23 protein-coding genes, 1 pseudogene and 1 riboswitch are annotated in these 24473 nt (G+C 70.5%); of the genes and pseudogenes, 15 read left to right on the top strand and 9 right to left on the bottom strand.

Going from position 1 to position 24473, the window contains the following annotated elements:
- Positions 1 to 4 precede the first annotated feature (4 nt).
- Positions 5 to 781: an SDR family oxidoreductase gene (locus QM792_RS17585; RefSeq protein WP_415151395.1), complete on the bottom strand. Its 777-nt coding sequence runs from the start codon at positions 779 to 781 to the stop codon at positions 5 to 7.
- Between the two features lie 15 nt (positions 782 to 796).
- Between QM792_RS17585 and QM792_RS17580 the strand changes: the two genes are divergently transcribed.
- The 5 genes from QM792_RS17580 (at position 797) to QM792_RS17560 (ending at position 4522) form a co-directional block, all read left to right on the top strand.
- Complete coding sequence (locus QM792_RS17580) at positions 797 to 1903, top strand: class I SAM-dependent methyltransferase (protein WP_415151394.1); 1107 nt, start codon at positions 797 to 799, stop codon at positions 1901 to 1903.
- Between the two features lie 14 nt (positions 1904 to 1917).
- The gene (locus QM792_RS17575; RefSeq protein WP_415151393.1) at positions 1918 to 2109 is read left to right on the top strand and encodes a DUF2905 domain-containing protein; all 192 of its coding nucleotides are present in this window, start codon (positions 1918 to 1920) and stop codon (positions 2107 to 2109) included.
- 70 nt (positions 2110 to 2179) lie between these two features.
- Positions 2180 to 2464, top strand: a complete 285-nt coding sequence (locus QM792_RS17570) for an iron uptake protein (protein WP_415151392.1) — start codon at positions 2180 to 2182, stop codon at positions 2462 to 2464.
- A gap of 19 nt (positions 2465 to 2483) precedes the next feature.
- Positions 2484 to 4208: a PepSY-associated TM helix domain-containing protein gene (locus QM792_RS17565; protein WP_415151391.1), complete on the top strand. Its 1725-nt coding sequence runs from the start codon at positions 2484 to 2486 to the stop codon at positions 4206 to 4208.
- Positions 4205 to 4522 carry a DUF3325 domain-containing protein gene (locus QM792_RS17560; RefSeq protein ID WP_415151390.1) on the top strand — a complete coding sequence of 106 codons (318 nt, stop codon included), beginning with the start codon at positions 4205 to 4207 and terminating at the stop codon, positions 4520 to 4522. Before QM792_RS17565 ends, QM792_RS17560 begins: the two co-directional genes overlap by 4 nt.
- A gap of 19 nt (positions 4523 to 4541) precedes the next feature.
- On the opposite strand, the gene QM792_RS17555 is transcribed toward QM792_RS17560, so the two are convergent.
- The 3 genes from QM792_RS17555 to QM792_RS17545 are packed head-to-tail and all read right to left on the bottom strand — an operon-like array spanning position 4542 to position 8516.
- Positions 4542 to 5762: a multifunctional CCA addition/repair protein gene (locus QM792_RS17555; RefSeq protein ID WP_415151389.1), complete on the bottom strand. Its 1221-nt coding sequence runs from the start codon at positions 5760 to 5762 to the stop codon at positions 4542 to 4544.
- A 29-nt stretch (positions 5763 to 5791) separates the two neighbouring features.
- On the bottom strand, positions 5792 to 6475 hold the full coding sequence (locus QM792_RS17550; protein ID WP_415151388.1) for a glutathione S-transferase family protein: 684 nt from the start codon (positions 6473 to 6475) through the stop codon (positions 5792 to 5794).
- Between the two features lie 19 nt (positions 6476 to 6494).
- A complete protein-coding gene (locus tag QM792_RS17545) occupies positions 6495 to 8516 on the bottom strand; it encodes a transglycosylase SLT domain-containing protein (protein ID WP_415151387.1) in 2022 nt (673 codons plus the stop codon).
- A 20-nt stretch (positions 8517 to 8536) separates the two neighbouring features.
- Between QM792_RS17545 and QM792_RS17540 the strand changes: the two genes are divergently transcribed.
- Entirely contained in the window at positions 8537 to 9097 is a 561-nt protein-coding gene (locus QM792_RS17540; protein ID WP_415151386.1) for a 5-formyltetrahydrofolate cyclo-ligase, read from the top strand.
- Here QM792_RS17540 and QM792_RS17535 read toward each other — a convergent pair.
- Entirely contained in the window at positions 9072 to 10055 is a 984-nt protein-coding gene (locus QM792_RS17535; RefSeq protein WP_415151385.1) for a LysR substrate-binding domain-containing protein, read from the bottom strand. The two genes, QM792_RS17540 and QM792_RS17535, sit on opposite strands and share 26 nt — an antisense overlap.
- 121 nt (positions 10056 to 10176) lie before the next feature.
- Between QM792_RS17535 and QM792_RS17530 the strand changes: the two genes are divergently transcribed.
- Both QM792_RS17530 and QM792_RS17525 read left to right on the top strand, forming a co-directional pair.
- Positions 10177 to 10428 carry a DUF2917 domain-containing protein gene (locus QM792_RS17530; RefSeq protein WP_415151384.1) on the top strand — a complete coding sequence of 84 codons (252 nt, stop codon included), beginning with the start codon at positions 10177 to 10179 and terminating at the stop codon, positions 10426 to 10428.
- A 33-nt stretch (positions 10429 to 10461) separates the two neighbouring features.
- A complete protein-coding gene (locus QM792_RS17525; protein ID WP_415151383.1) occupies positions 10462 to 11043 on the top strand; it encodes a 5-formyltetrahydrofolate cyclo-ligase in 582 nt (193 codons plus the stop codon).
- 109 nt (positions 11044 to 11152) lie between these two features.
- Here QM792_RS17525 and QM792_RS17520 read toward each other — a convergent pair whose 3' ends face one another.
- From QM792_RS17520 to ahcY, 4 genes are all read right to left on the bottom strand, one after another.
- Positions 11153 to 11773: an OmpW/AlkL family protein gene (locus QM792_RS17520; protein ID WP_415151382.1), complete on the bottom strand. Its 621-nt coding sequence runs from the start codon at positions 11771 to 11773 to the stop codon at positions 11153 to 11155.
- Between the two features lie 142 nt (positions 11774 to 11915).
- Positions 11916 to 12764 (bottom strand): methylenetetrahydrofolate reductase [NAD(P)H], encoded by an 849-nt coding sequence (metF, locus tag QM792_RS17515; protein WP_415151381.1) that lies wholly within the window; start codon positions 12762 to 12764, stop codon positions 11916 to 11918.
- Positions 12757 to 13503 carry a TlyA family RNA methyltransferase gene (locus tag QM792_RS17510; protein WP_415151380.1) on the bottom strand — a complete coding sequence of 249 codons (747 nt, stop codon included), beginning with the start codon at positions 13501 to 13503 and terminating at the stop codon, positions 12757 to 12759. Before QM792_RS17510 ends, metF begins: the two co-directional genes overlap by 8 nt.
- A 13-nt stretch (positions 13504 to 13516) precedes the next feature.
- Positions 13517 to 14950, bottom strand: a complete 1434-nt coding sequence (gene ahcY, locus QM792_RS17505) for an adenosylhomocysteinase (RefSeq protein WP_415151379.1) — start codon at positions 14948 to 14950, stop codon at positions 13517 to 13519.
- Positions 14951 to 15028: 78 nt separating this feature from the next.
- Positions 15029 to 15104, bottom strand: a riboswitch (S-adenosyl-L-homocysteine riboswitch).
- 63 nt (positions 15105 to 15167) lie between these two features.
- Here ahcY and QM792_RS17500 point away from each other — a divergent pair.
- From QM792_RS17500 to cas7e, 7 genes and pseudogenes are all read left to right on the top strand, one after another.
- Positions 15168 to 17279 carry an FUSC family protein gene (locus QM792_RS17500; protein WP_415151378.1) on the top strand — a complete coding sequence of 704 codons (2112 nt, stop codon included), beginning with the start codon at positions 15168 to 15170 and terminating at the stop codon, positions 17277 to 17279.
- Positions 17276 to 18190 carry a DMT family transporter gene (locus QM792_RS17495; protein WP_415151377.1) on the top strand — a complete coding sequence of 305 codons (915 nt, stop codon included), beginning with the start codon at positions 17276 to 17278 and terminating at the stop codon, positions 18188 to 18190. The genes QM792_RS17500 and QM792_RS17495 overlap by 4 nt, the downstream gene beginning before the upstream one ends.
- A 42-nt stretch (positions 18191 to 18232) precedes the next feature.
- Positions 18233 to 18913 (top strand): annotated as a pseudogene (locus tag QM792_RS17490) (CRISPR-associated endonuclease Cas3''); the annotation flags it as partial.
- A 235-nt stretch (positions 18914 to 19148) separates the two neighbouring features.
- Positions 19149 to 21050, top strand: a complete 1902-nt coding sequence (gene cas3, locus QM792_RS17485; protein ID WP_415151376.1) for a CRISPR-associated helicase Cas3' — start codon at positions 19149 to 19151, stop codon at positions 21048 to 21050.
- A gap of 129 nt (positions 21051 to 21179) precedes the next feature.
- Entirely contained in the window at positions 21180 to 22808 is a 1629-nt protein-coding gene (casA, locus tag QM792_RS17480; protein WP_415151375.1) for a type I-E CRISPR-associated protein Cse1/CasA, read from the top strand.
- Between the two features lie 35 nt (positions 22809 to 22843).
- Positions 22844 to 23374, top strand: coding sequence for a type I-E CRISPR-associated protein Cse2/CasB (gene casB / locus QM792_RS17475; RefSeq protein WP_415151374.1), 531 nt, complete (start codon positions 22844 to 22846; stop codon positions 23372 to 23374).
- A 33-nt stretch (positions 23375 to 23407) separates the two neighbouring features.
- Positions 23408 to 24469 (top strand): type I-E CRISPR-associated protein Cas7/Cse4/CasC, encoded by a 1062-nt coding sequence (gene cas7e, locus QM792_RS17470; RefSeq protein ID WP_415151373.1) that lies wholly within the window; start codon positions 23408 to 23410, stop codon positions 24467 to 24469.
- Positions 24470 to 24473 lie beyond the last annotated feature (4 nt).

Genomic DNA, 24473 nt, shown 5'->3' with positions numbered 1-24473 from the left:
GGTTTCAGGCGCTCCTGACGAGAAAGGCCACGTCGCGCGGCTGCGCGGCCAGGTGCTGGCCGCCGTCGACCAGCAGCGTGGCGCCGGTGACGGCATGCGCGCCGAGCAGGTAGCGCGCCGCCGCGGCGATGTCTTCGGGCGTGGCGCCGCGGCGCAGCGGCGAGAGTTGCTGCGCGGCGGCGAAGTCGGCGTCGTCCATGTCGCCGGAGGGCAGCGTCACGCCCGGCGCCACGGCGCACACGCGCAGCCGCGGCGCGAGCGCCTGCGCCAGCATCGCCGTGGCCGATTGCAGCGCCGCCTTCGACAGCGTGTAGGAGAAGTAGTCGGGGTTCGGGTTGGCGAGCTTCTGGTCGAGCAGGTTGACGACGCAGCCCCGTGCGTCGCGCGCCGCGAGGTGCTCGTGCAGCGCGCGCGCCAGCAGCACCGGCGCGGCGGCGTTGACGCGCCAGTGCCGTTCCATCTCGGCGTGGCCGAAGCTGGCCGCATCGTCGTAGGCGAAGCGCGAGGCGTTGTTCACCAATGCATCGACGCGGCCGAAGCGCTCGGCCGCCGCCGGCAGCAGCGCGCGGCAGGCGGCTTCGTCGGCCAGGTCCGCCGCGAAGACTTCGGCGCGTGCGCCGAGCGCGCGCAGCTCGTCGCGCGTGGCGTCCGCCTCGGCCGAGGGGCGATGGCAATGCAGTGCGATGTCGTGGCCGTGCGCCGCGAGGTCGAGCGCGATCACCCGCCCGATGCGACGGGCGGCGCCGGTGACCAGCACGACGGGGCGGGTGGGCGGGGCCATTCCTACAATGCGGCGATGCAATCCAACGAGGGCGACAGTGTATCGGCGGCCCTGCGGCGCGGCATCCGCGAGGCCATCGCCGCCGCGGGCGGCCGCATCGGCTTCGACCGCTTCATGGCGCTGGCGCTGTACACGCCCGGGCTGGGCTACTACAGCCGCGAGTCCAGGAAGTTCGGCGCGCTGCCCGAATCGGGCAGCGATTTCGTGACCGCGCCGGAACTCTCGCCGCTGTTCGGCCGCGCGCTGGCGCGCCAGGTGGCGCAGGCGCTGGACGCCGCCGGCAGCGCCGAGGTGTGGGAATTCGGCGCCGGCTCCGGCGCGCTGGCCGGGCAACTGCTGGCCGCGCTGGGCGAGCGCGTGGCGCGCTACACCATCGTCGACCTCTCGGGCTCGCTGCGCGCGCGCCAGCGCGAGCGGCTCGCCGCGCACGCCGGCAAGGTGCGCTGGATCGACACGCTGCCCGAGCGCATCGTCGGCGTGATCGTCGGCAACGAGGTGCTCGACGCGATGCCGGTGCAACTGCTGCGCTTCGACGGCCAGCAGTGGTTCGAGCGCGGCGTGGCGCTGGACCCGGCCGACGGCGAGCGCTTCGCCTGGGCCGACGCGCCGACCGCGCTGCGCCCGCCGGTGCAGGCCGACTTCGTGCCCGGCACCGTCACCGAGATCCATCCGCAGGCGCGGGCCTTCGTCGCCACGCTGGCCGGCAAGCTGGAGCGCGGCGCCGCCTTCTTCATCGACTACGGCTTTCCCGAGGCCGAGTACTGGCACCCGCAGCGCCTCGGCGGCACGCTGATGTGCCACCGCGCGCACCGCAGCGACGGCGATCCGCTGGCCGACGTGGGCGAGAAGGACATCACCGCGCACGTCGACTTCACCGGCATCGCGCTGGCCGCTCAGGACGCCGGGCTGGCCGTGATCGGCTACACCTCGCAGGCGCGCTTCCTGGCGAACTGCGGCATCCTCGAACTGCTGCAAGACGCCGACGTGCGCGGCATCGCCAACGCGCAGAAGCTGCTGACCGAGCACGAGATGGGCGAGCTGTTCAAGGTGATCGGCCTGGCGAAGGGGATCGAGATCGAAGCGATCGGCTTCGTGCAGGGCGACCGCACGCACCGGCTCTGAGCGACGGGCTCCCCATGCGCTGGCTGATCGTCTTCCTGCTCGCTTTCCTGGTCTTCCAGGGCCTGTCCGAGTGGCTGCGCAAGATCGGCCTGGGCCGGCTGCCGGGCGACTTCAGCTTCCGCTTTCGCGGCCGCGATTGGCATCTGCCGATCGCGAGCAGCCTGCTGCTGAGCCTGGTCGCGATGGGGATCGGTGCGCTGATCTAGGGTCATCTCGGCGCCCGCCGGCGGGACGGGACATAATGAGAATCGTTCTCACGATCGACGCTGCCGCCCCATGCCCACCCGTGCCCACATCGCCAGCCGCGTCGCCGCCAGCCTGCTCGGCGGCTGGTCGTTCGTGTGGGGTTTTGTCGCGCTGTGCATCACCGCCCTGGTGGCGCTGGGCCAGCCCTACGACGAGGCCTACAAGGCGGCGATGCTGCTGGCCTTTCTCGTCTTCCTCGCCGCGTTCTGCTGGGCCTTCGCGGCGGCCAGCCTGGCGCGCGTGTGGACGGTGCTGGCCGGCGGCGCCGCGCTGATGACGGGCGCGGCCTGGCTGTTGCAGCGCCAACTGGTCTGACCCTCGGGAGAGTCCGCCGATGTTCTCCAGCTTCCGCCTCTCGATGACCTGGCTGCACACCTGGTTCGGCCTGGTGCTGGGCTACGTGCTGATGGCCTGCTTCTTCTTCGGCGCGCTGTCGGTGTTCGACCGCGAGATCGACCGCTGGGCGATTCCCGAGACGCGCTTCCAGCCGCAGCCGATGCCGTCGTACGACACGGTGCTCGCGCCGATCTTCCGCGAGCTGCGCGCGCACCCCGACGACATGAAGGCGACGGCCGAGCGCGTGGTCGGCGAGATCCCGCACCCCGACACGCTGCCGCTCGTCTCGCTGTACGCCTACACCACGCACCGCGACCCGGTGCTGGCCATCGGCGGCGAGTTCGCGATTCCGAACAAGCCCAAGGACGCGAGCGACGAGCACCAGCACGTGCACGGCTGGGCCACCATCGACCCGCGCAGCGGCAGGGTGCTGCCCGACGACAAGCTCAAGATCGGCAGCGGCTTCTTCTACCCGATGCACTACAGCCTGCACCTGCACTGGCTCGACCTGGGCTACTGGATCGTCGGCCTGGCGGCGCTGGTGATGCTGGCCGCGCTGGTCAGCGGCGTGGTGATGCACCGCAAGATCTTCCGCGAGTTCTTCACCTTCCGGCCGAAGAAGCACGTGCAGCGCAGCGCGCTCGACCTGCACAACCTCACCGGCGTGGTGGCGCTGCCGTTCCACTTCTTCTTCGCGTTCACCGGCCTGGTGATCTTCGCCGGCATCTACCTGCCGGTGGACGAGACCCAACTGCGCCCGCTGGCCAAGCAGCACGAGACGCTCGAAGCCGCACGCACCGGGTTGCCGCACGACCCGGCCGGCGTCGCCGCGCCGCTGGCCTCGGTGGACGCGATGGTGGCCGAGGCCAAGCGCCGCTGGGCCGCGCGCGACATGCCCGGCGAGGTGGGGCTGCTGACGATCGAGCACCTGGGCGACCGCAACGGCTACGTCAGCGTGTTCCGCGCCGGCACCGACCGCGTCACGCTGGTCGGCCAGGGCGTGCACTTCGAGGCCGCCACCGGCAAGCTGATCCGCGAAGACCCGCCGCCCACCGCGGTGGGCGGCATCAACGACTTCCTCACCGGGTTGCACCTGCAGCACTTCGAGCACTGGCTGCTGCGCTGGTTCTACGTGTTCGGCGGCCTGGCGGGCTGCGTGTGCATCGCCACCGGCTTCGTGTTCTTCGTCGAGAAGCGCAAGAAGCAGCATGCCGCCAAGGGCGTAGCCGGCAGCCGCGCGGTCGACGCGCTGGCCGTCGCCACGGTCACCGGCATGCTGGTCGCGGCGATCGCGATGCTGGTGCTCAACCGCCTGCTGCCCGCCGACCTGCCGCAGCGCGGCGATTGGGAGGAGACGGGCTTCTGGGCCGCCTGGGCGGTCGCGCTGGCGCATGCCGTGTGGCGGACCGCGCCGGTGCGCCGGGCGCGCATCGCGCCGGCCTGGCGCGAGCAATGCTGGGCGGTCGCGGCGCTGGCCGTGGCGGCGGTGCTGCTCAACTGGGCCACCACCGGCGACCACCTGCTGAAGACGATGGGCGAGGCCTACTGGCCGGTGGCCGGGCTCGACCTGAGCCTGCTGGCCACGGCCGGCCTCGCGGCCTTTGCCGCCGTCAGGCTGGGGCGGCGCGAGCAGCGGTTCGGGCCGCAGGGCCGTGCCGCCGACGAGCGCGGCGACGCGCCGCTGCCCGCCGGCGCGACGCTCACCATCAGGGGAACGGAGTGAAGGCCTGGTGGCTGGGCGCGGCCTACGTCTGCTGCGTGGCGGGTTTCGGATGGCTGGCGCTGGCGATGGAGTCGCACTGGCAGCAGTTGCGCGGCGCGCAGCCGCTGCCGGCCGGCACGGCGCGCGCGCTGCGCGTGCTGGGCGGCATCGCGGTGTTCGCGTCGCTGCTGGCCTGCCTGCGCGCCGACCATGCCTCGATGGCCGCGCTGGTGTGGGTGATGCTGCTGGCCGCCGCCGCGCTGACGGTGGCGCTGACGCTCAGTTGGCGGCCGGCGCTGCTGGCGCCGCTGGTGGCGTGGGTGCGGGCGGGGTGATTCGCGCGGGGGCGGCGGATCAGCCCAGCGCCGCGATCGCCGCCACGCGCGCCGCGCGCACCGCTTCGCCGATCGCCGGCCCTTGCAGGCCGCGCGCCGCGGCGGCGTCGGCGATGGGCGCGGTGTCCACCGACAGGGCCGCGCGCAGCGCGGCGGCCAGGCGCTCGCGCGGCGGGTAGGGCTCTTCTTCCTTGCCGAGCCGGCCGCGCGCATCGCATTCACAGGCCAGCAGCAGTTCGTCGAAGCGCTGCGGCCGGCGCAGCGCGTCGCAGCGCTCGAGCAGGCGCAGCACGGCGGCGGCGTTCAGCTCGCCGCTGCGGTGCACGTTGCCGTGCTCCTGCGCCACCGCCTCGGCCAGCTCGCGGCAGTCGGTGGGCACCTTCCAGCGCTCGCACAGCGCGCGCACCAGCCTGCGGCTGCGCTGCTCGTGGCCGATGTGGCGCGGCAGCACGTCGGCCGGCGTCGTGCCCTTGCCGAGGTCGTGGCCCAGGCAGGCGAAGCGCACCGCGAGGCTCGCGTCGAGCCGCGCCGCCATGTCGAGCACCATCATCAGGTGCACGCCGGTGTCGACCTCCGGGTGGTACTCGGCGCGCTGCGGCACGCCCCACAGGCGGTTCACCTCGGGCAGCAGCCGCGCCAGCGCGCCGCATTCGCGCAGCACCTCGAACATGCGGCTGGGCCGCGCTTCCATCAGCCCGCGCGAGAGCTCCTGCCAGACGCGCTCGGCCACCAACGCGTCGACCTCGCCGGCCTCGACCATGCCGCGCATCAGCGCCAGCGTCTCGGGCGCCACCGTGAAATCGGGCAGCCGCGCCGCGAAGCGCGCCAGCCGCAGGATGCGCACCGGGTCTTCGGCGAAGGCCGGCGCGACGTGGCGCAGCACTTTCGCGGCGAGGTCGCGCTGCCCGCCGCAAGGGTCGACCAGTGCGCCGTGCTCGTCGCGCGCCATCGCGTTGATGGTCAGGTCACGACGCGCCAGGTCCTCTTCGAGCGTGACCTCGGGCGCGGCGTGCACGACGAAGCCGCGGTAGCCCGGCGCGGTCTTGCGCTCGGTGCGCGCGAGGGCGTACTCCTCGTGCGTGCGCGGGTGCAGGAAGACCGGGAAGTCGCGCCCCACCGGCTCGAAGCCGGCCTCGACCATCTCGGCCGGCGTGGCGCCCACCACCACCCAGTCGCGGTCGCCCGAGGCGCAGCCCAGCAGTTCGTCGCGCACCGCGCCGCCGACCAGGTAGACCTTCATGCGGCGGCAGTGTAGGCGGCCCGCCGCGCTCAGCGCTGCGTGCGGTAGGGCTCCTCGAAGGCCAGGAAGTCCTGCTCGGCCAGCGCCTCCTTGACCCACGCCGCCACGCCGGGCAGCGCCTGCACGCGCGCGATGTAGGCCGTGATCTCGGGCGGCAGCGGCGGCGCGTAGGTGGCCAGGCGCATCGCCACCGGCGCGTAGAAGGCGTCGGCGATGCCGAACTCGCCGAACAGCAGCGGCCCGCCGTGTTCGCGCAGCAGAGCACTCCACATCGCGACGAGGCGTTCGAGGTCGGCGCGCACCTCGGCGTGCTCGGCCATCACCCTGGCGCCGACGTCGGGCAGCTTCGCCTCGATGTTCATCGGGAAGTGGCTGCGCAGCGCGCCGAAGCCCGAGTGCATCTCGGCGCAGACGCTGCGCGCGCGGGCGCGCGCCTTGGCATCGGCGGGCCACAGGCGCTTGTCGGGGAAGCGTTCGGCGAGGTATTCGGCGATGGCCAGCGTGTCCCACACCGCGAAGCCGTCGTCGTCGATCAGCACCGGCACGCGGCCGGCCGGCGTCAGGCCGGCCAGGCGCCGCTTGAAGGCCGATTCGGGCGTGAAGGCGTCGAAGCGCAGCATCAGCTCCTCGAAGGGGATGCCGGCTTGCTTCATCAGCACCCAGGGGCGCATAGACCACGACGAGTAGTTCTTGTTGCCGATCACGAGCTGCATCGCGGGCCTCCTCGGGGGTTCAGGGCAGGGTGCCGTCGGCGGCCGGCGCGGCCGGCTCGCGCGGGCCGATCTTCGCGCCCAGGCGCGCTTTCAGCGACGGCGCGGCGGCGCCGGTCAGCGCGGCATAGACGGTGGCGTTGTGCAGCACCTTCTTGACGTAGTCGCGCGTCTCGGTGAAGGGGATGTTCTCGGCCCAGGCCGCCGCCTCCAGCGGCGCGCCGTCGCGCCAGCGCCGCGGCCGGTTCGGGCCGGCGTTGTAGGCGGCCGCGGCCAAGGCCTGCGAGCCGCCGAAGTCGTCCAGCACCAGCTTGAGGTAGCTGGTACCCAGGCGCAGGTTGACCTCGCGGTCGGTGATCATGTCGTGCGTGTAGTCCAGGCCGATCTTGCGCGCCGTCCAGCGCGCCGTCGAGGGCATCAACTGCATCAGCCCGGAGGCGCCGACCTGCGAGCGCGCGTCCATGATGAAGCGCGATTCCTGGCGGATCAGGCCGTAGACGTAGGCCGGGTCGAGCCCGATCTCGCGAGCCTGGGCGATCACCTCGCGGCGGAACGGCAGCGGGAAGCGCTGGTCGATGTCGATCTCCTCGCGCGTGCGGTCACTGGTGTTGATGCAGCGGTCCCACACCTGCGCGTCGCAGGCGCGCTGCGCGGCGGCGAGCAGCGCGCGGTCGTTCATGCCGCGCAGCGAGAAGTTCCATTCGCGCACGCCCTCGTTGCGCAGGCCGAGTTCGATCAGTTGCAGGGCGCGCGTCAGGCCGGGATTGGCCCGGGCGGCTTCGTTTTCCTCGGGCGTCGGCGGCAGCGGCTTAGGCGGCAGCGCGAGCGGCTGGCCCAGGTCTTCGGCGGCCAGCAGGCCGTAGAAGTGCAGCCGCCCGGCGATGCCGGAGAGCAGCTCCTGCGCCATCGCGCGCAGGCCGGCTTCGTCCTGCGAGGCCGGGGCCATGGCCTGCAGCGCGCGCGCCTTCCAGTACACCCAGGCCGGGTCGCGCTGCTGCTCGGGCGTCATCGCGTTGACGGCCTGCACGAGCTGCTGCCAGCGGCCGCGGCCGGCGTCGCCGCGCAGCGCGGCGCGCGCCTTCCAGGCCAGCGTGTCGTCGGGCCAGTCGGGCTCGCCGCCGCCGCGGCTGGAGCGCAGCGCGGCGCGCTGGAACTGCTCGGCCGCGGCCGGCAACTGCTTCATCGCCGACTGCTTGGCCAGCGCCGCCCAGGCCCAGGCGGAGAGGTCGGGCGGCAGCGCCTTGTCCCAGCGCTCGTCGAGCTGCAGCGCGGCGGCGTCGGGGTCGTTGGCGGCCAGGCGCATCAGCGCCAGCGTGGCCAGCTCGGCGGCCGGCCGCGGCGTGGCGGCGCCGCTGCGGGCCAGGAAGCGCGCCGGGTTGTCGAGCAGCTCGCCGAGGCGCGCGGCCGTGTCGGTGCCCAGCAGCGCCACGGCCTGGCGCGCGGCGCGCGGCCGGTTGGCGTCGATCGCGAAGCGCGCCTTGCGCCACAGCTCGGCGCTGCCGATTTTTTTCGCGTCGAACAGCGCCGTGGCGAGCAGCGCGCAGCCGTCGTCGGCGTCGCGCTGCGCGAGCCAGGCCGCCAGGGCTTCGTCCTTCACGTCCTTGCCGGCCTGGTGGTCGAGCAGCAGCGCGTAGCAGCGCACCTCGCGGTCGTCGTTCATGCGGAAACGCGGGTACTCGACGGCGAAGTTGGCCCAGTCGCGGCGCTTGCCGAGTTCGAGCAGCCAGTCGTTGCGCAGCCGGTCTTCGACGTAGCTGCCGGGCCAGCGCGCGTAGAAGGCGTCCAGCTCGGCCTGCTGCGCTTCGGGCAGGCGGTTGTTCAGCTCGAAGTAGTCGGCCCACTGCGCCAGCGGATGGCCGGCGGCCAGCGCGGCGGCGCGCGCCACCACGAGCGCCTGGCGGTCTTTCTTGCGCAGCGCCTCGCGCGCCTCGACGATCGCGCCGTCGCCCGGCGCGGCCGAGGCGCTCAGCGGCAGCGTGAAGGCCAGCACCAGCACGGCCAGCACGCCGCGCCCATATGATTTCGCCCGCTTCGTTGATTTCACCGACTTCCCGTTCTTCCTCGATGCCCACGACCCGCGCCGAATGGCGCCAGCAATTGCGCGAGCGCCGCGCGGCCTTCGCGACGTCGGCCGGCTACGCCGCCGCCGAAGCCGCACTCGCGGCGCATCTGAGGCGAGTCGTCACTCAGTTGGAGCCGCAGGCGCTGGGCCTGTACACGTCGATCCGATCCGAATTTAACGCAGTGCTTGCATTGGGCGCCGATCCCGATTGCGACAAGTTGCCCTGGGCCCTGCCGTTCTGCCGCCGCGAGCCGCGCGAGATGGAGTACCGGCTGTGGGACCGCAGCGTGCCGATGGTGGCCGATGAATGCGGCATCGCCAGCGCCGCCGGACCGGTGTGCGTGCCCGACGTGCTGCTGGTGCCCTGCCTGGGCTACGCGGCCGGCGGCTACCGGCTCGGCTACGGCGGCGGCTACTTCGACCGTTATCTCGCGAAGCACCCGCACGTCACCACCATCGGCGTGGCCTGGAGCTTCACGCGCTTGGACGAGGAGGTCTACGCGCCGCAGCCGCACGACATTCCGCTGACGCTGATCGTCACCGAGCAGGGCGTGGCGCCGTAGCGTCGTCGTCCTCGCCGGTGGCCGCGCGCGTCAGCGCCGCCTGCGCCTCGACCCAGTCGCAGAACTGCGCCACCTCGGCGCGCGCCCGGCTGGCCGGCGTGCTCACCAGCCAGTAGCAGTAGGGGCTGGTGATGCGCCCGGCCGTGCCGAAGGGCTCGACCAGTTCGCCGCGCTCGATCGCGTCGGCCACCAGCGCGACGCGCGCCAGCGCCACGCCCTGGCCGGCCAGCGCGGCCTGCACCTGCTGGTAGGTGAAGTTGAGGTACAGCCAGCGGCGCGGCTGCAAGGCCGGCTCGCCGTGCTGGGCCAGCCAGTGGCGCCAGCTCAGGTACTCGGCGCTGGCGCGGTGGTCGTCTTCCTCGGCCAGCGTGTGCCGCGCCAGGTCGGCCGGGCGCGCCAGCGGCGGCGCCTCGCCGGCGCGGATGCGCTGCATCAACTGGCGACTCACCGCCGGCGTCAGCGTCTCGCCGAACAGCCGCAGCGCGCCGGCCGGCGCCTGCTGCGCGCTGCAGTAGCGCAGCGCGAGGTCGATCTCGGGGTCGTCGAGGTCGGACAGCGCATCGTGCGCCGAGACGCGGATGTCGATGTCCGGGTGCTGGCGCTGGAAAGCCTCGATGCGCGGCAGCAGCCACAGCGACGCGAACGACGCGAAGGTGGTCACGCTGACGCGCCGCCGCGTGCGCTTCTCGCGGATCTGGCGCACGCCGGCGTCCAGCCGCGCCAGCCAGGGCTCGACCGCGCGCAGCAGGATCTGCGCGTCCTGCGTGGTCTCGACGTGGCGCGTGCCGCGCACGAACAGCGCCGCGCCGAGTTCGTCCTCCAGGCCCCTGATCTGGCGGCTGATGGCCGACTGCGTCAGGAACAGCTCCTCGGCGGCGGCGCTGAAGCTGGCCAGCCGGGCCACCGCCTCGAACGCCCGCAGGTTGGCCAGCGACAGCGGGCGGCGCCGTTCATTCATGCGTATCTCTCATCAATCGGGTTCCGCGAACTCATTGGATATTCCTCGTGCAAGTGCCGATCATCGTAGCCTGTCGAGAAGGAGATTGATGATGAATGCGCAAGCCTCCCGGATTCTCCCCGTGCCCGCCGGCCAGGCCCGCCGCGTGGGCGCCGGCGCCGGCGAACTGACGGTGCTGCGCGGCCGCGTCTGGCTGACCGGCCGCTGCGGCGCCGGCGACGGCAGCGACCTCGTGCTCGCGCCGGGCGACACGCTGCGCCTGGCCGATGGCGCGGGCACGGTGGTGGAAGCCTGGCGGCGCGGCGAAGACGCCGTGCTGCGCTGGCAGCCGCAGGCTCGGCGTTGGGGCCTGCTGGCCCTGGCGCGGAAGTAATCGGCCACGGCCGGTCTTGCACAATGCGGGCCCATGACGCCCACCGACCGTGACGCCCTGCGCCGACGCCTCGTCGCCGCCCGCCAGGCCCTGCCCGACCGGCTGGAGCGCGCCGTCGCGCTGCAAAGCGTGCTGCGCGTGTGGCTGGTCGGCCGCACCGAGAAGAGCATCGGCGCCTACTGGCCGATCAAGGGTGAGTTCGACGCGCTGCCGGCGCTGTACCGCTGGACCGAGGGCGCGCCCGAGGGCGTGACGCGCCGCATCGGCCTGCCGGTGAAAGACCGCGACGGCGGCGCGCTGAAGTTCCACGTCTGGTATCCGGGCTGCCCGATGGAGCTGGACGCCTACGACATTCCCAAGCCCAAGGACACCGAGCAGTTCGTGCCCGAACTGCTGGTGGTGCCCTGCCTGGGCTACGGGCCGGGCGGCGTGCGCCTGGGCTACGGCGGCGGCTTCTTCGACCGCACGCTGAAGTCCATCACGCCGCGGCCGGTGACCGTGGGGGTGAGCTACAGCCACGGCTTCCTGCCGCTGCTGCTGCCCACCGGGCAGGACTTCGTGCTCGACGCCATGCTCACCGAGGATGGCGTCAGCTGGCACAAACCTCTGATCTGATGACGGCCCCTCGGCCGTCGGGTACGCCGGCCGATCCCCCGAGGGGATCGCCGGCCGGCTTGGGAGCGGCCCGGCGCTCGGCCGGCGCGCCGCTTCTACCGTTGCCGGGTCAGAACCTGTAGCCGACGCCCACGCCGATCAGCAGCGGATCGACCTTGATCTTGCCCAGGCCGGTGCCGCCCGCCTTCAGGTCGGTGCGGATCTGCACCTTCTTCAGGTCGAAGTTGATCGACCACCGGCTGTCGAGCGCGTAGTCCAGGCCCGCTTGCAGCGCCAGCCCGACGCTGTTCTTGTCGATGGAGAAGCCGGCGGGCAGGTTCACGCTCGAGAAGCGCGTGTAGTTCAGGCCCGCGCCGACGTAGGGCTTGAAGGCGCCGAAGTCGGTGAAGTGGTACTGCAGCGTCAGCGTCGGCGGCAGGTGCTTGAGCGTGCCGATCTTGCCGCCGTGCGCCGACGACGACACGTCGTGCTTCTGCGGGTAGGTCAGGATCAACTCGGCCGCCAGGTTGGGCGACAGGAAGTAGGTGAAGTCGACTTCCGGAATGGTCTTGTCGCTGACCGAGACGTTGGTGATGGCGATGCTGTCCTTGTTGGCCGGGTCGATGTTGACCGCGCGCACGCGGGCCAGCACGTCGCCGGCCTTGAAGTCTTGCGCCTGGGCCAGCATCGGCGCGGCGAGGCCGCCAGCCAGGGCGAGAACGAGGGCGCTGCGTTGGAAGGTCTTGCTCATGGTCTGTGTCCTGTCGAGAAAAGAGGTCGAATCCCCGACGGGCATTTCAGATCCGGGCCTTGCCCGGCTTGTTGCGGTGCATCAAAACCCTACCGCGTGTGTGACTACTTCACAACGCGGTGTCCACGCACCATGACCCAGGTCAAACCGGCCGCGCCAGCCGGCGGCAGATCTCCAGCGTCAGCGCCGACTGGTTGAGCGTGTAGAAGTGGATGGCCGGCACGCCGCCCTCGATCAGCCGCTCGCACAGGCGGGTGATCACGTCCAGCCCGAAGGCCCGGATCGACGCGGCGTCGTCCATGAAGCCCTCCATCTTCAGCGCCACCCAGCGCGGGATGTCGATGGCGTCGCGCTGCGCGAACTGCGCGATGCGCGCGTAGTTGTGGAAGGGCATGATGCCCGGCACGATCGGCACGTTCACGCCCAGCGCGCGCGCCTCGTCGACGAAGTGGAAGTAGGCGTCGGCGTTGAAGAAGAACTGCGTGATCGCCCCGTCGGCGCCGGCCGCCACCTTGTCGGCGAAGTGCTGCAGGTCGCGCCGCGCGTAGCGCTGCTGCGGGTGCACCTCGGGGTAGGCCGCCACCTCGACGTGCCAGTGGTTCGCCTCCTGCTCGCGGATGAAGCGCACCAGCTCGGCCGCGTAGCGGAACTCGCCGGCGGTGGCGGTGCCGCTGGGCAGGTCGCCGCGCAGCGCCACCAGGCGGCGGATGCCGCGGCTGCGGTAGGTGGCGAGGGTCTCGACGATGCTCTCGCGCGTCGCGCCGATGCACGACAGGTGCGCCGCCGCCTCGTGGCCCAGCGCGGCGATCTCGCTGACGGTGGCCAGCGTCTTGTCGCGCGTCGAGCCGCCGGCGCCGTAGGTGACGCTGAAGAACTCCGGCCGCGCCGCCGCCAGCTCGGCGATCACGCCGCGCAGCTTCTCGGCGCCCACCGGCGTGTTGGGCGGGAAGAACTCGAAGCTCACCGGCACGGGGATGCGCGTCTCACTCATGGTGCTGTGCCCTCAGGAAAAATTCGTTGTTGCCGTCGCCGCCCTGGACGGGGCTGGCGAACCAGTCGGCCACCGCGAGCGCCGCGTCGGCGCATGCCGCGCGCAAACGCGCCTCGACGCGCCCATAAGCCGCCGCGTCGCGCACGATGCCGCCCTTGCCGATGTCGGCCGGCTGCAGCTCGAACTGCGGCTTGACCAGCATCAGCAGCTCGCCGCGCGGCGCCAGCAGCGGCGCGAGCGCCGGCAGCACCAGCGCGAGCGAGATGAACGACAGGTCGCCGACGATCAGATCGAAGCGCCGCAGCGGCAGCGCGGCGGCGTCGAGGTGGCGCGCGTTGACGCCTTCCAGCGCCGTCACGCGCGGGTCGGCGCGCAGCCGGGGGTGCAGTTGCCCGTGGCCGACGTCGATGCCGACCACGCGCGCCGCGCCGCGCGCCAGCAGCACGTCGGTGAAGCCGCCGGTGCTCTGGCCGACGTCGAGGCAGTCGCGGCCGGCCACGTCGATGCCGCAGCGCGCCAGTGCGCCTTCGAGCTTCAGCCCGCCGCGCGACACCCAGCGCAGCTCGGCGTCGTCGGCGACGCGCAGCTCGCAGCCCTCGGGCAGCTCGTCGCCGGCCTTGCGCGGCGCGGTCCAGCCCGCCGGGGCGTGCCAGTGCACCGCGCCACGCGCGATCAGCCGCTGCGCGGCCGAGCGCGAGGGCGCGAGACCGCGCTGCACGAGCAGCTGGTCCGCACGCATCGTGGCGCCTCGCTCAGTAGCGATAGCTGTCCGGTTTGTACGGCCCCTGCTTGGGCACGCCGATGTAGGCCGCCTGCTCGTCGGTCAGCTCGGTGAGCTGCGCGTTCAGCGTCTTGAGCTGCAGCCGCGCCACCTTCTCGTCGAGGTGCTTGGGCAGCACGTAGACCTTGCCGACCTCGTAGTAGTCGGCGTGCGTGAACAGCTCGATCTGCGCGATCGTCTGGTTGGCGAACGAGCTGCTCATCACGTAGCTCGGGTGGCCGGTGGCGCAGCCCAGGTTCACGAGGCGGCCCTTGGCCAGCAGGATGATGCGCTTGCCGTCGGGGAAGATCACGTGGTCGACCTGCGGCTTGATCTCCTCCCACTGGTACTTCTCCAGCGAGGCGACCTGGATCTCGTTGTCGAAGTGGCCGATGTTGCAGACGATCGCGTTGTGCTTCATCGCCGCCATGTGCTCGTGCGTGATCACGTCGCGGTTGCCGGTGGTGGTGACGAAGATGTCGGCCTTGTCGGCGGCCCAGTCGAGCGTCACGACGCGGTAGCCTTCCATCGCGGCCTGCAGCGCGTTGATCGGGTCGATCTCGGTCACCCACACCTGCGCCGACAGCGAGCGCAGCGCCTGCGCCGAGCCCTTGCCCACGTCGCCGTAGCCGGCCACCACGGCGATCTTGCCGGCGATCATCACGTCGGTGGCGCGCTTGATGCCGTCGACCAGGCTCTCGCGGCAGCCGTACAGGTTGTCGAACTTCGACTTGGTCACCGAGTCGTTGACGTTGATGGCGCGGAACAGCAGCGTGCCCTTGGCGCTCATCTCCTTCAGGCGGTGCACGCCGGTGGTGGTCTCCTCGGTCACGCCGATGATCTGCGCGCTCTTGCGCGAGTACCAGGTGGCGTCGACCGCCAGCCTGGCCTTGATCGCGGCGAACAGCTCGCGCTCTTCCTCGCTGGCCGGATTGGCGAGCACCGAGGCGTCCTTCTCGGCGCGCTTGCCCAGGTGCATCAGCAGCGTGGCGTCGCCGCCGTCGTCGAGGATCATGTTCGGGCCTTCGCCTTCGCTGCCCTTGGCGCCGAACTCGAAGATGCGGTGCGTGTAGTCCCAGTAGTCCTTCAGCGACTCGCCCTTGTAGGCGAACACCGGCGTGCCGGCGGCCACCAGCGCGGCGGCGGCATGGTCCTGCGTGCTGAAGATGTTGCACGAGGCCCAGCGCACCTCGGCGCCGAGCGCTTGCAGCGTCTCGACCAGCACCGCGGTCTGGATCGTCATGTGCAGCGAGCCGGTGATGCGCGCGCCCGCCAGCGGCTGCGCCTTGGCGTACTCCTCGCGGATCGCCATCAGCGCCGGCATCTCGGTCTCGGCGATCTTGATTTCCTTGCGGCCCCATTCGGCCAGCGAGAGGTCGGCGATGGCGTACTGGTCGGTGTGCGGCGGTTTGAGAACAGCGTTCATGTCAGGCTCCGAAAATCAGGGAACCCGCAGCGCGACACATCGAAGGTTTGGTGCAGTCTCACCCACGAGGTCCGGTCGTGCGGGTGAGCGCCGTTGCAATTGCAGTTTCCGAGCCTGGGGCCTGGGTGCAGGCCTTGCAACGCTCCTCGGAACCGCGGCGATTCTAGCAGCGCGGCCGCAACCGTGAGACAGTGCCGGGCCGCACCACGCCCGTTTCATGAAGCTGCTTCGACGCCTGCCCGCGCACCTGATCAACGGCATCACCGTGGCGCTGGGTGTCACCACGATCCACTTCGTCGCCATCGCGCTGGCCGGGCCGCAGGTGGCGGGCTGGGCGAGCAGCGGCGCGATCCTCGCGAGCCTGGCCGACCGGCCCGGCAGCCTCTCGCGCTCGTGGCGCCTGGTGCTGGCCACCGGGCTGGCCGGCTGCCTCGCCGCGGCCGCGATCGTGCTGCTGTCCGCGCATCGGCCGGCGCTGGGCCTGGCCATCGCGGCGATCACCTTCGTGGCGACGATGACGCTGGCCTGGGGGCCGCGCGCCGGGCCGGTCTCGTTCGCGCCGGTGCTGGCCATCGTGTTCTCGATGGCCCAGCCGCACGATGCGCCGCGCGCCGCGATGCTGGCCGCCCACCTTGCCGGCGCGGCTGGCTACCTGCTCTGGGTGGTGGCCAGCGCCGCGCTGCTGCAGCGCCGCTACCGCACGCTGGCGCTGGCCGACGCCGCGCAGGCCCTGGCCGAACTGCTGCGGCGCCGCGCCGCGGTGCTGGGCGACGATGCCGCGCCGCCGCGCGCCGAGCGCGAGCGCGCCTGGGTGCGCCAGGAAGCCCAGCTCGCCGAACGCCTGCAGGCCGCGCGCGACCTCGTCTTCAGCGCGCCCGACTCGCCGCGCATGCGCCGCGAGTCGGCGGTGCTGCTGCGCCTGATCGAACTGCGCGACCTGCTGATCGTCGGCGTGCTCGATCTCGACCGCTTCGCCGAGGCGCCCGGCGGCCCGGCCTGGCGCGCCTGGCTGATGCGCTCGCTCGAAGCGCAGGCCGAACGCCTCGACGAAGCGCAGGCGCTGCTGCGCGGCGTGACGGGTCGTGCGGCAGCGCCCCTGTCGCAGCCGCCTCCGCCCGAGGGCGAGGACGCCGCGACGCGCCGCCTCGGCGTCGTGCTGCGCGGCCGGGTCGGCCACCTGCAGGCCGAGGTGGAGCGTATCGCCGCGCTCGCGCACGGGGCCGACGAAGCCCTGCCGCTCGGCCACGACGAGCTGCGCCGCTTCGTCGCGCCCGAAGGCTGGCCGCTCTCGGCGCTGGCGGCGCACCGCACGCTCGCCTCGCCGGTGCTGCGCCATGCGCTGCGCGCCGCGCTCGCGCTGGGCTGCGCCTACGCCATCGCGCTGCTGCTGCCCTGGGCCTCGCATCCGCAGTGGCTGGTGCTCAGCGTCGCCGTGGTGCTGCGCGGCAACCTCGAGCAGACGCTGTCGCGCCGCAATGCGCGCGTGTCCGGCACGGTGCTCGGCTGCCTGGCGGTGATGGTGCTGGCGCGCTGGCCCTCGGCGCCGCTGATGACCGCGGTCTTCCTCGTCTCGGTGGGCGTGGCGCACGGCTTCGCCGTCGAGCGCTACCTGGTCACGGCCCTGGCGGCCACCGTGATGTCCTTGCTGCAGGCGCACCTGGCCGACCCGGCCATCGGCTTTCCGGTGGCCGAGCGCCTGGCCGACACGCTGATCGGCGCCGCGCTGGCCTGGATCTTCAGCTACGTGCTGCCGGCCTGGGAGCGGCGCGCGCTGCCGCGCAACGTCGAGCGCGCGGTGCGCGCGCTGCGCGCTTACGCGAAGCACGTGCTCGGCGCCGCGCTGGACGATGCCGCCACGCAGCGCATCGCGCGCCGCCAGGCCTACGACGCGCTGGGCGCCGTGACGGCAGCCCTGCAGCGCGCCGCGGTCGAGCCCGCCGGCGCGCGGCCGCCGCTGGCCGAGCTGACGCAGTTTCTCGACCAGGCGCAGCGCCTGATGGCCAACCTGTCGATGGTGCGCCTGGTGCGCCAGCGCGGCGGCCTGGGCGATGCGACGCCGGAACTCGACGCCGCGCTGCGGCGCGTGCACGGCGGGCTGCAGCAGCGGCTCGGCGACGCGCTGGAAGGCCGGCCGCCGGCCGCGCCCGCCGAACTGCCGCCGCCGCCCGACGCGGAGCCGACGGCCGCGCCGCTGCCCTGGCTGCTGTGGCGGCTGCAAGCCACCGAGGCGGTCGCGGCACAGGCCGCGCAGGCCACGCGCGACTTGCTCGACGCGCTGGAGCGGCGTGCGAGACTCGCGGCCGGCACCCCTCCAACCGCCGCCCCATGAAGCTTTCCGGCGAACCCTCCCCGGCGCTGTCGACCGCGGCCTTCCTCACGCTGCTGCTGATCGCGCTGCTGATGGGCGCGAACCACGTCGCCGCGCGCATCGCCTTCAACCACGGCGCCGACGTCGCCACCGCGGTGGTGTTCCGCAGCGCCGCCACCGCGCTGGTGGTGGGCGCGCTGATCGCCGCGCAGCGCGTGCCGCTGGCGCTGACCGCTCGGCACCGCCGCGCGCTGCCGGCCATCGGCGCGCTGATCGCGGTGCAGAGCCTGTGCCTGTATTCGGCCGTGGCGCGGCTGCCGGTGGCGCTGGCGCTGCTGGCCTTCAACACCTACCCGCTGTGGACGGCGCTCGCGGCGCGCCTGGTCTACGCGCACCGCCCGGAGCGCCGCGTGCTGCTGGCGATGCCGGTGATGCTGGTCGGCCTGGCGCTGGCGCTCGACGTGTTCGGCGCCGCCTCCGGCCTGGGCGCGGCCGGGCAGTGGAGCCGCATCGGCACCGGCGTGGCCTTCGCGCTGGCCGCGGCGGCGGTGTTCGGCCTCGCGCTGGTGCTGACGCAGCACGAGGCCGGCGGCCTCGACGGCCGCGTGCGCACCGTGGCGACGATGGGCCAGGTGGCGCTGCTGGCGCTGGTGGGCGTGGCGGTGCAGGGCGGCTTCCACCTGCCCGGCGACGGCGTGGGCTGGTGGGGCCTGGCCGGCCTGACGCTGCTGTACGGCACCGGCTTCACCATCATGTTCACCGTGCTGCCGCGCCTGGGCGTGGTGGGCAACTCGGCGATCATGAACGTCGAGCCGATCTTCGCGCTGGCGCTGGCCTGGGCGGTTCTCGGCCAGACCATCGCGGCCTCGCAGGTGGCCGGCGGGTTGATCGTCGTGGGGACGGTGATGTGGCTGGGGTTGCGGCGGGGGTAGGGTGGCTCACCTGGTGAGCCAATAGAGGTTGAAGATCGTCGCATGAATCCGCGAACCTTCTTCGAGTACTGGGGCAAAGCCCGACCGATCGGCGGCGGGCCGGCATTTCATTTGCTGCCCTTTCACAGCCTCGATGTGGCGGCCGTGGCCAGCGTTTTCCTGAGCCGCAACCGACCCCTGCTCAGTTGGTTTGCCGCCGAATTGGGGTGTGCCGATGATCCGGAGGCTGTTCGCAACTGGCTCGTGTTCTGGCTGGCATTGCATGACCTCGGCAAGTTCTCGCTGAGCTTTCAGGCGCAACGGCTCGATCTGATCGAACAACTCCAGGGCTCACTGCCGGCTCACCAAGGCCTGCCCGATGTGCGGCACGACAGCCTGGGTCATCAGTTCTGGGTCGACGAGATCCGGTCCCTGGCTTTCTCGGAGTCGTGGTTCCAGGGCGATGATGAGAGTCTCGAAGAAGGGCTCGCTTTCTGGGCGCAGGCCGTCATGGGCCACCACGGCCAACCGCCGCTCAGCCACGTTCCGTTGCTGAGCCGGCACTTCCGACCGCGCGATCGCCAGGCCGCTCTGGAGTTTGTCGCCGCAGCGCGGCACCTGCTGCTGAGCCCGACGGCGACGGCGCTGCCCATGTCTACTGGGGCGCGCTTCGGGCGTGTGAGCCGGGTTTTGTCATGGTGGGTTGCCGGCCTGGCGGTGTTGGCCGACTGGATAGGCTCCAACGCCGAGATCTTCCAGTACCACGACCAGCCGACCGCCACGCTGGACGACTATTGGCCGCTGGCCCTGCAACGTGCCGAATCGGCCCTGCAGCACTCGGGCGTGTTGCCAATACCGCGGCAGCGCGCGCTCGGCTTCGCCGAGTTGTTCCCGCACATCGTCAAGCCCTCTCCACCTGCAGGCCTGGGCCGCCTCGGTGGAATTGGCGCCCGGCCCGCAGATCCACCTGCTCGAAGACGTGACCGGCGCCGGCAAGACCGAGGCAGCGTTGATGCTTGCGCACCGCCTGATGGCTGCTGGCCATGCCGAAGGTTTCTTCATCGGCCTACCGACGATGGCGACAGCCAATGCCATGTATGGGCGGTTGGCTCGTTTCTACCAGCGGCTGTTCGCTGGCCAAGCCAGTCTGGTGCTGGCTCATGCGGGACGAAATCTGGTTGACGACTTTGCGGCCTCGATCGTCGAGGCCGGTCCCGACGAAGGCGATGCCTCACAGCAGGACGACACGGCCACGCGCCGCTGTCAGCGTTGGCTGGCCGACCACAACAAGCGGGCGCTACTGTCGCCGGCCGGCATCGGCACCATCGACCAGGCCCTTCTCGGCGCATTGCAGAGCAAGCACCAATGCCTGCGCCTGCTGGGGTTGGCCCGCAAGGTGCTGATCGTCGACGAGGTCCACGCCTGCGATGCCTACATGCAGCGCACGCTCGAGACTCTGCTGCGCTTCCATGCGCGTGCTGGAGGCAGTGCCATCCTGCTGTCGGCCACACTGAGTCGGCGCATGAAGACCTCGCTGGTGCGAGCGTTCGCGCAGGGGTGCGGGCAAGAGGATTCGCCGGCGTTCAGTGTCGACAGTTTCCCGCTGGCCAGTGCGTGGGCCATCGGCCATGCGACTCGGGTCGCGGAAACAGCCATTGCCACCAGGCCGGAGGTCCGCCGTCGCGTTGTCGTGCGCTACCTGGCCGAGCAAGATGAGGTGATCGAAAGCATCGTTGCGGCGCTGCGGGCCGGCCGCTGCGTGGCCTGGATCCGCAACACCGTGACCGATGCACTGAATGCCCGGGCCACGATGGCCACGCACTGGCCGGTCGAGCGGATCATGCTTTTCCATGCGCGATTCGCACTCGGCGACCGACTGGATATTGAGGAGCGTGTGTTGGCCGCATTCGGCCCCGACAGCGGCCCGCAGCAGCGGCAGGGTCGCTTGCTGATCGCAACACAGGTAGCAGAGCAGTCGTTGGATGTCGATTTCGATCTGGTGGTCAGTGATCTTGCGCCGATCGACCGTCTGATTCAGCGTCTTGGCCGATTGCATCGGCATGTTCGCGATGCGCAGGGTGAGCGGCTCCCTCATGGCGAACAGGATGGTCGTGGCGAACCGGTCTTGTGGATCTTCGGCCCGGCCTGGACCGAAGAGCCTGCTCCGGACTGGTACCGGCAGGTGCTACCGAAGTCGTCCAAGGTCTATGCCAACCATGCCGCACTCTGGCTCAGTGCCCGTGCATTGCAGTCCGGCGAGTTGCGCATGCCCGAAGATGCCCGAGCCTTGATCGAGGCTGTGTTCGGCGAAGCAGCCGATGTGGACTCGCCCCCCGGCTTGCAGCGCAGCGCCGGGGACGCTCAAGGCAAGGCCTACGCAGACGCATCGCAGGCTGTGATGAACAGCGTCAAGCTGCCGGAGGGCTATCAGCGTCAGGGGTTGGATTGGGCGGCTGATACGGCCGCGCCGTCACGGCTGGGCGAAGAGACCATCGAGGTGCTGCTGGCGCGATGGGATGGCAACCACCTGCGCCCGTGGCGCGACGACAAGCCGCGCCATGCCTGGGCTTACAGCACCGTGCGCGTGGCGAGGCGACTGATTGCCGAGGCTGGCGTGCCGGCAGATCCAGCTCGGGTTGCGGTTCTCCAGCAAACACTCGCCTTGTTGTCCGGCGCAGGCAAGGGGGCGATCCTTTTTGCGCTCGATCGAGTAGATGACATCCATCAAGGGATGGCATGGGGTCTGTCGGCGCAGGGTCTGTCGGATCCGGCGTGGTGGACCTACAGCGCGGCAGAAGGGCTGGTGCCGCAAAGAGCGCCGGGAGTCGAAACCCCCGGCGGTAGGCCCCACGCCGATGGTGGGGAACAAGCAGCCAATTGAGTGCCGAGTCGGACCTCTCTTGGTTCATCTTCCTGATCAGGAAGAACGATTCAAAGTGTGGCACAAGAGGCGAAACGAAGAAATTTTCATAGTCGGACTTCTCTCTTGTGTTTATCATTGACGCACTTCATGGAGCACTTGAAGAGGTTGGCGATGAATCTTCTGTCTGAGCCCTGGCTTCCAGTGCGCCGTCGCGATGGACGGTCGGATTGGATTGCCCCCACGCAACTCACCGACCCTGATCTCGTGGCCTTCGATGCCTGTCGGCCCGACTTCAACGGTGCGCTGGCCCAGTTCGCCATCGGCCTGCTGCAGACCTGCACGCCGGCAGCCGACGTGTCGGCGTGGCGCCGATGGCTGCAAAGCCCTCCCGACGAGGTTGCGCTGACCGAGTGGTTCAGCCCGCATCAAATTGCTTTCGAATTCGACGGCGACGGCCCACGCTTCATGCAGGATCTGGAACTGCGCAGCAGCGACGGTGAGCCGTTGAGCGTCGCCAACTTGTTGATCGACGCACCAGGTGAAAACGCGATACGGGACAACAGCGACCATTTCGTCAAGCGTGGGCGCGTCAGGGCGCTGTGTTCGCACTGCGCGGCGCTTGCGCTGTTCACGTTGCAGACCAATGCCCCCTCGGGCGGCGCCGGTCACCGCACGGGCCTGCGCGGTGGAGGGCCATTGACGACCCTGCTCGTCGCCACGGGGCGACCCGGGCAACCGGCCAGTCTTTGGCAGACACTTTGGCTCAACGTGCGGGCGCAATCGACCTTCATGTCCACGCCTCCGGAGTCCGGAATGGACGCGCCATTCCGCACCTTTCCCTGGTTGGCTCCGCAGGGTGCTCTGCAGAAGGGCGAGGGCAATACTACGCCGTTGCAAGTTCATCCGGCCCACGTCTTCTGGGCGATGCCGCGTCGTATCCGGCTCGAGCTTGGCTCCCCTGAGAGCGGTGACTGCGATCTTTGTGGCCACCCGTCGAGGGCTTTGATCTCGTGCTATGTGACGCGCAACCACGGCTTGAACTATGAGGGGGCATGGCGGCACCCGCTGTCGCCCTACTACGCAGGCAAAGAAGGTTTGCTTCCGCTGCATCCCCAGCCGGGCGGCCTGGGCTATCGTCATTGGCTGGCCTGGGTCTTGGGCGTGCACAACGACAGAAAGCACGTCGAACCCGCGCTTGTCGTGAGCCAGTTCCAGCAGCGGGAGCGCCAGTCGGGACTTGCTGTAAGGCTGTGGGCCTTTGGCTACGACATGAAGAACATGAAGCCTCGCTGCTGGTACGAGTCGACTGTGCCTCTCTACGAACTCGGCGATTGCAGTGTGTCTGAGCACAAGGCATTGCGCGAGGAGGTCGGCAGTTGGCTGAGCGGTGCAGAGTTCGCTGTTGGCGTGTTGCGCACTGCGGTCAAGAATGCCTGGTTCGGCGCCGACCCACGCGGTGATCTTGGGTTCGTCGACGCTGCGTTCTGGAACCGCACTGAGGCAGCGTTCTATCAACGGTTGCGTGAACGCATCCACGCGCTGCGCAATGGCGCCGAAATCACCGATCCGTTGGCTTCCGCCGAATCCTGGCGGCTCTCGTTGCGCCAAGCCGCACTAGCGATTTTTGATCGGGACTTGGTGGGAAGCGGTGCCATCGAGAGGCAACACCCTGCTCGTGCATCTGAAGCTCGACGCTACCTGCAGCGCAGCCTGGATGGCCCCAAACTGCGTGCTGCCCTGTGCCTGCCGGAGCCGGTAAGGGCCAAGGCGAACTGATTACACGACAAGCTCTGCACAGGAGAGTCACCGCGATGACGAACGCCATTTCCCGCTATGCCTTGCCCGGCCCGGTCAAGGCCCGCTTCATGGTCTGGTGGTCGAGGCTGCAAGACGAGAAAGCCGATGGCACGGTCCGCGCTGACCGCGCTGCGCTGCGCCGCGCGCACGACCTGACGGCCGTGGCCTGCGCGCCGGCCTACCAGCGTATCTACCGTGAGTTGGCTGCGGCCCACCCTGGTGCCGAATGGGTGCCTTGGCAGCAGGAGCGGTTGGCTGCCGTGGTCGGCCTGGCTGCCCATGTGACGGCGCGCAGCGATTTGAGCCTGCCCCACGCCATGAGCCAGCGCCCCGAGGGAAGCGACCGGAACCTTGTCAGCGAGTTGCGCTTTGCCCGGCTGCTGGACGCGCCCGATATCGAGGCGCTGTTCAGCGGCTTGCGCCGACTTCTGCCGCTGATCGGCCACAAGACCGACCCCGAGGCCCTGGCCACTGACGTCTTTGGCTGGGGCGACGAGACCCGCAAGCGCTGGGCCTATGCCTATCGCTGGACCGACAAGACCTGAGCACTTCGACACCATCGCTACAGAGGAACAACCATGAGCCGCTTCGCCCAATTGCACCTGCTGACCAGCTATCCGCCCTCGAATCTGAACCGCGACGACACCGGCCGCCCCAAGACGGCCTTGGTGGGTGACGCGCTGCGGTTGCGGATTTCTTCGCAAAGCCTCAAGCGGGCGTGGCGCTGTTCGGAGCGGTTCGAAGCGGCGCTGGCCGGCCACCTTGGCACGCGCACGAAGCTGATGGGTAGGCAGGTTTTCGAAACGCTGAAGCGCGGTGGCATTGCCGAGAAGCAGGCTCGTGAATGGGCCAAGGAGATTGCCAAGCAATTCGGCAAGCTCAAGTCCGACAAGAAGACCGAGAAGGACGCCGATCTGGAGATCGAGCAACTGGCTCACTTCAGTCCGGAAGAAGTGGCGGCAGTCGAGGCGCTTTGCAAGACGCTTGTCGAGCGCAAAACCAAGCCGACGGAGGACGAGCTGGCGCTGTTGAGTCAGCCGCGACACGCAGTAGACATCGCGATGTTCGGGCGCATGCTGGCCGATGCCGCCCTTTTCAACGTCGAAGCAGCCGTTCAAGTCGCTCATGCGTTCACGGTGCACAGGTCTGCCGTCGAAGACGACTATTTCAGCGCCGTCGACGACCTGAACCCCCGCGAGGAGACCGGGGCGGCGCACATCGGCGAGCGCGGCTACGGCGCCGGCTTGTTCTATCTCTACCTGTGCATCGACCTGGAACTGTTGCAGGCCAACCTCGGTGGTGATGCCGCATTGCGTGACCGCGCGCTGGAAGCGCTGGTGCGCGCTGTCACCCAGGTGTCGCCAACAGGTATGCAGAACAGCTACGGATCGCGCGCCTACGCAAGCTACGTGCTGGCCGAGAAAGGAGACCAACAGCCGCGCTCGCTGGCCCAGGCGTTCTTGAAGCCCGTCAAGCCTTGGGGGGAACTCGGCGTGCTGGAGCAGGCGGTCGTTTCGCTGGAGAAGCGGCGCGACAGCTTCGACAAGGTCTACGGAGCCTGTGCCGACGCGCGCTACATGCTCGATGTCGAAAAGGGCGAGGGTTCGCTCGACGGGCTGGTTGGTTTCCTGCGCGGCTAGGCGT

Source organism: Piscinibacter sp. (assembly GCF_047600445.1).
GTDB lineage: Bacteria > Pseudomonadota > Gammaproteobacteria > Burkholderiales > Burkholderiaceae_C > Piscinibacter.
This window is presented reverse-complemented; position numbering and strand designations above follow the sequence as displayed.

What these genes read in the sequence shown, in the direction of transcription:
- QM792_RS17585 (WP_415151395.1), bottom strand. Translation starts at nt 781, where the DNA reads ATGGCCCCGCCCACCCGCCCCGTCGTGCTGGTCACCGGCGCCGCCCGT.
- QM792_RS17580 (WP_415151394.1), top strand. Translation starts at nt 797, where the DNA reads ATGCAATCCAACGAGGGCGACAGTGTATCGGCGGCCCTGCGGCGCGGC.
- QM792_RS17575 (WP_415151393.1), top strand. Translation starts at nt 1,918, where the DNA reads ATGCGCTGGCTGATCGTCTTCCTGCTCGCTTTCCTGGTCTTCCAGGGC.
- QM792_RS17570 (WP_415151392.1), top strand. Translation starts at nt 2,180, where the DNA reads ATGCCCACCCGTGCCCACATCGCCAGCCGCGTCGCCGCCAGCCTGCTC.
- QM792_RS17565 (WP_415151391.1), top strand. Translation starts at nt 2,484, where the DNA reads ATGTTCTCCAGCTTCCGCCTCTCGATGACCTGGCTGCACACCTGGTTC.
- QM792_RS17555 (WP_415151389.1), bottom strand. Translation starts at nt 5,762, where the DNA reads ATGAAGGTCTACCTGGTCGGCGGCGCGGTGCGCGACGAACTGCTGGGC.
- QM792_RS17550 (WP_415151388.1), bottom strand. Translation starts at nt 6,475, where the DNA reads ATGCAGCTCGTGATCGGCAACAAGAACTACTCGTCGTGGTCTATGCGC.
- QM792_RS17540 (WP_415151386.1), top strand. Translation starts at nt 8,537, where the DNA reads ATGCCCACGACCCGCGCCGAATGGCGCCAGCAATTGCGCGAGCGCCGC.
- QM792_RS17535 (WP_415151385.1), bottom strand. Translation starts at nt 10,055, where the DNA reads ATGAATGAACGGCGCCGCCCGCTGTCGCTGGCCAACCTGCGGGCGTTC.
- QM792_RS17525 (WP_415151383.1), top strand. Translation starts at nt 10,462, where the DNA reads ATGACGCCCACCGACCGTGACGCCCTGCGCCGACGCCTCGTCGCCGCC.
- QM792_RS17520 (WP_415151382.1), bottom strand. Translation starts at nt 11,773, where the DNA reads ATGAGCAAGACCTTCCAACGCAGCGCCCTCGTTCTCGCCCTGGCTGGC.
- metF (WP_415151381.1), bottom strand. Translation starts at nt 12,764, where the DNA reads ATGAGTGAGACGCGCATCCCCGTGCCGGTGAGCTTCGAGTTCTTCCCG.
- QM792_RS17510 (WP_415151380.1), bottom strand. Translation starts at nt 13,503, where the DNA reads ATGCGTGCGGACCAGCTGCTCGTGCAGCGCGGTCTCGCGCCCTCGCGC.
- ahcY (WP_415151379.1), bottom strand. Translation starts at nt 14,950, where the DNA reads ATGAACGCTGTTCTCAAACCGCCGCACACCGACCAGTACGCCATCGCC.
- QM792_RS17500 (WP_415151378.1), top strand. Translation starts at nt 15,168, where the DNA reads ATGAAGCTGCTTCGACGCCTGCCCGCGCACCTGATCAACGGCATCACC.
- QM792_RS17495 (WP_415151377.1), top strand. Translation starts at nt 17,276, where the DNA reads ATGAAGCTTTCCGGCGAACCCTCCCCGGCGCTGTCGACCGCGGCCTTC.
- casA (WP_415151375.1), top strand. Translation starts at nt 21,180, where the DNA reads ATGGAGCACTTGAAGAGGTTGGCGATGAATCTTCTGTCTGAGCCCTGG.
- casB (WP_415151374.1), top strand. Translation starts at nt 22,844, where the DNA reads ATGACGAACGCCATTTCCCGCTATGCCTTGCCCGGCCCGGTCAAGGCC.
- cas7e (WP_415151373.1), top strand. Translation starts at nt 23,408, where the DNA reads ATGAGCCGCTTCGCCCAATTGCACCTGCTGACCAGCTATCCGCCCTCG.